This window comes from Duganella fentianensis (genome assembly GCF_964031615.1).
Taxonomy (GTDB): Bacteria; Pseudomonadota; Gammaproteobacteria; order Burkholderiales; family Burkholderiaceae_D; genus Rugamonas; species Rugamonas fentianensis_A.
In genome coordinates, this window is the sequence record NZ_CAXIQN010000014.1 from 421,811 (window position 1) to 428,275 (window position 6,465).

The 6,465-nt window shown below is 58.6% G+C and carries 5 protein-coding genes; 2 read left to right on the forward strand and 3 right to left on the reverse strand.

Features of this window, described 5'->3' with window-relative positions; all coding sequences use genetic code 11:
* Positions 1-13 precede the first annotated feature (13 nt).
* Both ABNT42_RS11690 and ABNT42_RS11695 read left to right on the forward strand, forming a co-directional pair.
* The gene (locus ABNT42_RS11690) at positions 14-499 is read left to right on the forward strand and encodes a YajQ family cyclic di-GMP-binding protein (RefSeq protein WP_348697120.1); all 486 of its coding nucleotides are present in this window, start codon (positions 14-16) and stop codon (positions 497-499) included.
* 141 nt (positions 500-640) lie between these two features.
* Positions 641-1,897 carry a nitronate monooxygenase gene (locus ABNT42_RS11695; protein WP_348697122.1) on the forward strand — a complete coding sequence of 419 codons (1,257 nt, stop codon included), beginning with the start codon at positions 641-643 and terminating at the stop codon, positions 1,895-1,897.
* 31 nt (positions 1,898-1,928) lie between these two features.
* Here the strand turns inward: ABNT42_RS11695 and ABNT42_RS11700 are convergent, their stop codons facing one another.
* The 3 genes from ABNT42_RS11700 to ABNT42_RS11710 are packed head-to-tail and all read right to left on the reverse strand — an operon-like array spanning position 1,929 to position 6,190.
* On the reverse strand, positions 1,929-4,676 hold the full coding sequence (locus tag ABNT42_RS11700; RefSeq protein WP_348697124.1) for a PAS domain S-box protein: 2,748 nt from the start codon (positions 4,674-4,676) through the stop codon (positions 1,929-1,931).
* Positions 4,677-4,709: 33 nt separating this feature from the next.
* Entirely contained in the window at positions 4,710-5,081 is a 372-nt protein-coding gene (locus ABNT42_RS11705) for a response regulator (protein WP_348697126.1), read from the reverse strand.
* Positions 5,078-6,190, reverse strand: a complete 1,113-nt coding sequence (locus tag ABNT42_RS11710) for a HAMP domain-containing sensor histidine kinase (protein ID WP_348697128.1) — start codon at positions 6,188-6,190, stop codon at positions 5,078-5,080. The genes ABNT42_RS11705 and ABNT42_RS11710 overlap by 4 nt, the downstream gene beginning before the upstream one ends.
* Positions 6,191-6,465 lie beyond the last annotated feature (275 nt).

Genomic DNA, 6,465 nt, shown 5'->3' on the forward strand with positions numbered 1-6,465 from the left:
AAAGGAAACAAACATGCCATCGTTTGACGTAGTCTCTGAAGCCGATATGATCGAAGTAAAAAACGCGGTCGAGCAGTCCCAGAAAGAAATCGCCACGCGCTTCGATTTCAAGGGCACCGGTGCTTCGGTCGAGCAAAAGGACGCCGAACTGACCGTGGTTGCCGACTCGGAATTCCAGCTGCAACAGGTACGCGATGTACTGACCAACAAACTGGCGAAACGCAAAGTTGACGTGCGCTTCCTCGATGAAGGCGAGATCAAGAAAATCGGCGGCGACAAGGTCAAGCAAGTGATCAAGGTCAAAAACGGCATCGAGTCCGATGATGCGAAGAAAATCGTCCGCGTCATCAAAGATAGCAAGATGAAAGTACAAGCCAGCATACAGGGTGACTCCGTGCGTGTCACCGGTGCCAAGCGCGACGACCTGCAAGCGGCCATGCAGCTGCTGCGCAAAGAAGTACCCGAGACCCCGCTGGAGTTCAACAACTTCCGCGATTAAACCACTCCGGCGCGCTAGGCCGCGCCGTCATAAAGCTGTAGTACTGCAGGAGTACAATCGTCTCGGACTTCCTGCGCGCTACTACTGCGCTAACGCCGGGCCCCTTGCCCGGCAATCACTTTCGGTAGTCTAAGGATAGCAATGAAACGTGTTGATGATTTCCGCCTGCGCTTTGGCAAAAACGAGTATGTGCCCATCATGATAGGCGGAATGGGTGTGGATATTTCGACCTCGGAACTGGCGCTGGAAGCAGCCCGTCTGGGTGGTATCGGCCATATTTCCGATGCCATGGTGGAAGATGTGTCGGACCGCCGCTTCGATACGGGCTTCGTCAAAGAGAAGACCAAGCTCTACAAGCACAACATCAACAACATGGACAAGGCGCTGGTGCAGTTCGATCTGGCCAATCTGGCCGAAGCGCAGCGCCTGCACATCGGCAAGACCATGGAAGCGAAGAAAGGCCCGGGCCTGATTTTCGTGAACTGCATGGAAAAGCTGACCATGAACGGCCCGCGCGAGACCCTGCGTACGCGTCTGAATGCCGCGCTGGACGCCGGCGTCGACGGCATCACGCTGTCGGCTGGTCTGCACTTCGGCTCGTTCGCGCTGATGGCTGACCACCCGCGCTTCCGTGAAGCCAAGCTGGGCATCATCGTCTCGTCCGTGCGCGCGCTGCAGATCTTCCTGCGCAAAAACGCCAAGCTCGATCGCCTGCCCGACTACGTGATCGTAGAAGGCCCGCTGGCGGGCGGCCATCTGGGCTTCGGCATGGACTGGGCCGATTTCGACCTGATGACCATCACCAAGGAACTGCTGGACTACCTGAAAGCGGAAAACCTCGACATTCCACTGATCGCCGCCGGCGGCATCTTCACGGGCAGCGATGCCGTGCGCTTCCTCGAAGCGGGCGCGGCTGGCGTGCAGGTGGCCACCCGCTTCACCGTCGCCAAGGAATGCGGTCTGCCAGACAAGGTCAAGCAGGAATACTTCAAAGCCAGCGAAGAAGACATCATCGTCAATGGTGTGTCGCCGACCGGCTATCCTATGCGTATGCTGAAGAGCACGCCAGCGATCGGCGCCGGCATCCGTCCGGGCTGCGAGTCGTATGGCTATCTGCTCGATTCGACCGGCAACTGCGCCTACATCAACTCCTATAACCGCGAAGTGGAAGCCAAGGGTTCGGACAAGAATCTGGTGATCATGGACAAGACCTGTTTGTGCACCCACATGCGTAACTTCAACTGCTGGACTTGCGGCCACTACACCTACCGCCTCAAGGACACCACGCACAAGAAGGCCAACGGCGACTACCAGCTGCTGACCGCCGAACACATCTTCAAAGATTACCAGTTCAGCACGGACAACCAGATTGCCCTGCCTGAAAAGGAAGCGGAATAAACCAAAACGGCGCTCACTGAGCGCCGTTTTTTTATGCCGCCACGGACAATTCCTCGCTCATCTCGGAGGCCGGTAGCCACAGTGTCACACTGGTGCCCTGCCCCAGCGTGCTATCCACTTCGACGGTGCCGCCATGCAGTTCCATGATTTCCTTGACGATGCACATACCCAAGCCCGTGCCGGGGATATTCCCCGAAGGATCGGCGCGGAAGAAGCGTTCGAACAAGCGGCTCCGATGCTCCGGCGACAGACCCAGACCATGGTCGCGCACCTGCATGCCGACAAAGCCTGCACGGCTGAGCACCTCCAGCTCGATCGCTCCGCCCTGCGGCGAGTATTTGTAAGCGTTCACCAGCACATTGGTCAGTGCCTGCGTAACTTTTTCCTCATCCATCAGCACCGGCATCAGGTCGTCGGGAACTTGCACCTGCACCTTGCGCGGATCATCGTTGACCCACAACGACGCCACCGTCTTCTGTACCACATCGGCCAGCGACTGGCGGCGGAACAGGAAGTCCTGACCGGCACGCGCTTCGATACGGGCCAGATCCAGTAGCTCGTTGATCAGGTTGATCAGCAACTGCGCCTGACGGTGGATGGTGCCATACAATTCACGCTGGGTTTCGTCGTTAAACTTGCGATGCAACAGCAGTTCCGAATAGCCGAAGATGCTGGCCATAGGGGTACGCAGTTCGTGTGCGGCCGTGGACAGGAATTCGCTCTTGATTCGGTCAACCTCCGTCTCATGGGTCACGTCGCGGAAATACACCACCCGCTCCTCGCTGCGCGAGCTGACCGCCCGCACCGAGCGTGCCAGTATGCAATGGGTAGGCCGTGCCAGATACACCAGACAGCTGCCCTGTATCACATCGGAACTGCCGGCAGCCGGCAGCGGCATGTATGGCCGTTCCGCGTCGCAGCGACTGGCCAGCAACTGATCGAAGCCGGCCGCATCGAGGCCCAGCAGCTGACCTTCCTCGCAACCGCTCATCCACATGAAGGCAGGATTAACGTGGCTGATCCGGCCATGCGCATCGAAGGTAACCAGCCCGTCGGGGCTGAGCCGGAACACCGCGTCAAGACGGGCCGAGCGCTCGGCCAGTTTCTCCTCAACCTGCACCTGCGCCGTCACATCACACTGGCTGCCCACATAGTGCGTGACCTTGCCCTGCGCATCACGTACGGGCGAGACCGACAGCGAGTTCCAGAACAGAGTACCGTCCTTGCGGTAATTGCGTAGCAGCGTTTCAAATGGACGCCCTTCGGCAATCGCCGCCTTGAGCTGGGCCAGTCCCGGCTGATCGAGGTCATTCTGGTGCAGCACCCGCAGGCTACGCCCGACGATATCATCGGCATCGTAGCCGGTGATGCGCGCGAACGCCGGATTGGCATAGGTAATAGGGTGACCGGGCAAGGTCATATCGGCTATCACGATTCCGTCGTTGGCAGCCTCGATCGCCTGCAGCCGCAATTGCAGGATGGCCTCGGCCATTTTTTCATCGCTGATATCGCGCACCATCAGCGAGAAATGCATCTCGCCATCCAGCTCGAACTGGCTGAGCGAGAGCGCCAGCGGGAAGCACTCACCGGAAGCGCGCAGGCCCTCCGCTTCGCAGCGCGCCACGGAGTGGGTACTGCCCGCATACTCGCCCAGCATGGAAGTGAGCCGAGCAGCATCAAATCCCACCAGTTTGCTCTCCAGCCGTACACCCAGCAATTTACCGGCGGCGATGCCGAAGATATGCTCGGCAGCCTGATTGGCAGATTGCACCACACCCTCGCGGTCCACACTGAGTATCCCGTCTGCAGCCGAGTCCAGCACGGCCCGTAATTCGCTCTGGCTACGCAGCAGGCGCCGGTTCATCAGGCTGGCCATGCCGAACGCGCGGTTGCGCGTGGCGGCCAGATTGTTCAGCACCAGCGACAGCAACAATGTGACCACCAGCCCTGTAATCAGCAACTGGCTGCTGCGGCCATTCTCGGTACCTGCCGCACGCAGGTGGCAAACAATCGTCCATTCCGCACCACCGAACAGCATCGGACGGCGCATGGCATATGCGCCCACAGCGGGCTCGCGCCGGCTGCCGTAGATCAGGTGCTGTGGTTCCGCAAACGGACCGGCATACACCTGTGCCGACACGGCGGGATAACCGCGCGACAGCATCTTGTTGATGACGATGTCAGTCCGCAGCACCAGATACACATCGCCCAGCCACGCAGCGCGCCGTTCTGCCACCGTGACATAGCGGGCACCGTCGCGGTACACGGGCAGATACAGTGCCACCAGTGGCGCTTTGCCGGCATCGGCATAAGCCTGCGCCGGCAGTGGCGCGCTCATCGCCATAGCGCCGCTGTCACGCGCTTTACGCCACGCCTGCTGGCGCGGATCATTTTCGGCCAGCGTGGAAGTATCAAAGCGGGTATAGCCCAGTGCCACCACTTCGGGATGGCGCTGATGCAGTCGCAGCCCCGCCGTGAAGCGCTGCCAATCCGATTCCGTCAGCGCATGATGGGTGTCGGCATGGGCAGCGGCACTCAGCAGAATCTGATAATGGTTGTCGAGCCGCCGTGTCAGCGCCGCCGCGATCCGCTCGGTCGAACTCTGCAACTGAGCATGCTCGATCGCCCGTTCATCGGCACGGGTCAGATACCAGCCGACCAGCGACAGACTCAAACCGATCATCAGTGTCAGCGTTGCGACGCCACTCAGTCGTAACTGCTGCCACCACCTGTATTGCACTTCCGGCGCAGAACTATCGCCTTGGTTGCGCGCATTCATGCTCTCCTCCGTGGTCCGGATTGAGGGGCAAAACTATTGCAGTACGTGGTCCGCCATGTCCATCAGTTCGAGCGGGCTGAACGGCTTGATCAGGTAGGCATTCGAACCAGCTGCAGCACCGGCATCCACATCCACCTTCTGCCCGCGCGCCGTCAGCAGCACGATATGGATACCCGCATGGGCCGGATCATCCTTGAGCTTGCGACAAACCTGCAGGCCATCCATACTGCCGGGCATCATCACATCGAGCAGCATCAGATCGGGATTCAGCGCCAGTGCCATTTCGTAGCCACGGTCGCCATTCTCGGCCTCATGCAATTCGTAGCCGGAAAACTCCAGCGTCATCCGGATCAGTTTGCGGATGTCGGGCTGATCTTCCACGATCAGTATACGTTTGGCGGTCATGATGAAGCTCCTGCAAGACTAGGTTTCGGTGCACGCATACGCTGGCGTAGCGCTGCCATGTCGCGCGCATAGCGCTGCGCCTGTTCCACATCGAGTGCCTGGGTGTCATGGCTAGGCGCACCGCTAGCCAGTTCCAGATTGAATTCCACGATGTCCTCGCCCTCCCCCTCCACCAGCACCAGATGGCCACCATGCAGGTGCATGATCTGCTGGCAGATCGGCAGGCCTATACCTGCGCCGGATGCACTGCCGGCTCTAGCCTTTGCACCGCGCTGGTGTTCGGCCACATACTGGGTAGCCTGATTAAACGGTACAAACAGACGGCCACCGCGCAGATTCACCGAAGCGAACTGACCATGATTGCGCAGACTCAGAATCACGTGGGTGCCCGTGCAACGGAATGCAATTTCCAGCTTGCTACCCGGCGTTGCGTGGCGGGCAGCATTGTTGATCAGTTCGCGTAATGCCCGGGTCAGCCATGCAGGGCTGCCATAAACGGGCGGCAGTTCCTCTTTCATACCGTGCAGATAGACTTCGATCTTGCGCTGCTCCAGTGCCTTGCCTTCGGCATTCAGCGCATCTTCGATCATTTTTTCCCACGACAGACGCTGGCTATCGACTAGCGGTGCCTTACCGAACAGTTCCGCCAGTATTTCGATACGCTCCAGTTGCGCCACGATGGCTTTGCCGGCAGTACGCATCTGTTCGCTGACCTCGGCACCAGCACCTTCCAGCACAGGCATGGACTGGACGAAACGATGGATGGGGCCAGCCAGATCCGTGCGCAGCAGCTCATAGAAATTACGCATGGTCATTTCATAGAAATGATGAGCGCCTTCATCATGGATCACCACCGCATACACACCGGGGTTAGGCAGAGCCAGCACGCGGGCCGACAGACTATCCTGCCCCTCGTTACCGATCTCGACGGGACGGCCGCCATAGCCGGCAGCCACGTCCGCTACGGCCTTGATGACCAGTGGATGGGGAAATGACTGATTTAACTCGGTATGCAGCAAAGACACGGCGCGTGCATTGTGATGGCGCACCACGCCAGCTTTATCGACCAGTACAACCGCATCATTCAGTGCTTCTAAAAAAGCAACCATTTGCGCTTGCATGATGTTGCCCTCCTTCCTCACTCAACTCTCGCCTCTTTTTTATCAATTTAGGCGATTAAATCGAATTTTGGAAGGAAAATATTGAATTACCGCAATTTCGTTGGTTTTTGGAACGGAAATTATCGCGCCACAAAGCAAAAAACCCCCAACAGCCTAAAGACTGAAGGGGGTTTTTCTAATAACTAGCTTGACGATAACCTACTTTCACACTGGTTGCAGCACTATCATCGGCGCAGAGTTGTTTCACGGTCCTGTTCGGGATG

Excerpts from the sequence above, each read along its gene's own strand:
- ABNT42_RS11710 (WP_348697128.1), bottom strand. The coding sequence starts at position 6,190 with ATGGTTGCTTTTTTAGAAGCACTGAATGATGCGGTTGTACTGGTCGAT.
- ABNT42_RS11700 (WP_348697124.1), bottom strand. The coding sequence starts at position 4,676 with ATGAATGCGCGCAACCAAGGCGATAGTTCTGCGCCGGAAGTGCAATAC.
- ABNT42_RS11695 (WP_348697122.1), top strand. The coding sequence starts at position 641 with ATGAAACGTGTTGATGATTTCCGCCTGCGCTTTGGCAAAAACGAGTAT.
- ABNT42_RS11690 (WP_348697120.1), top strand. The coding sequence starts at position 14 with ATGCCATCGTTTGACGTAGTCTCTGAAGCCGATATGATCGAAGTAAAA.
- ABNT42_RS11705 (WP_348697126.1), bottom strand. The coding sequence starts at position 5,081 with ATGACCGCCAAACGTATACTGATCGTGGAAGATCAGCCCGACATCCGC.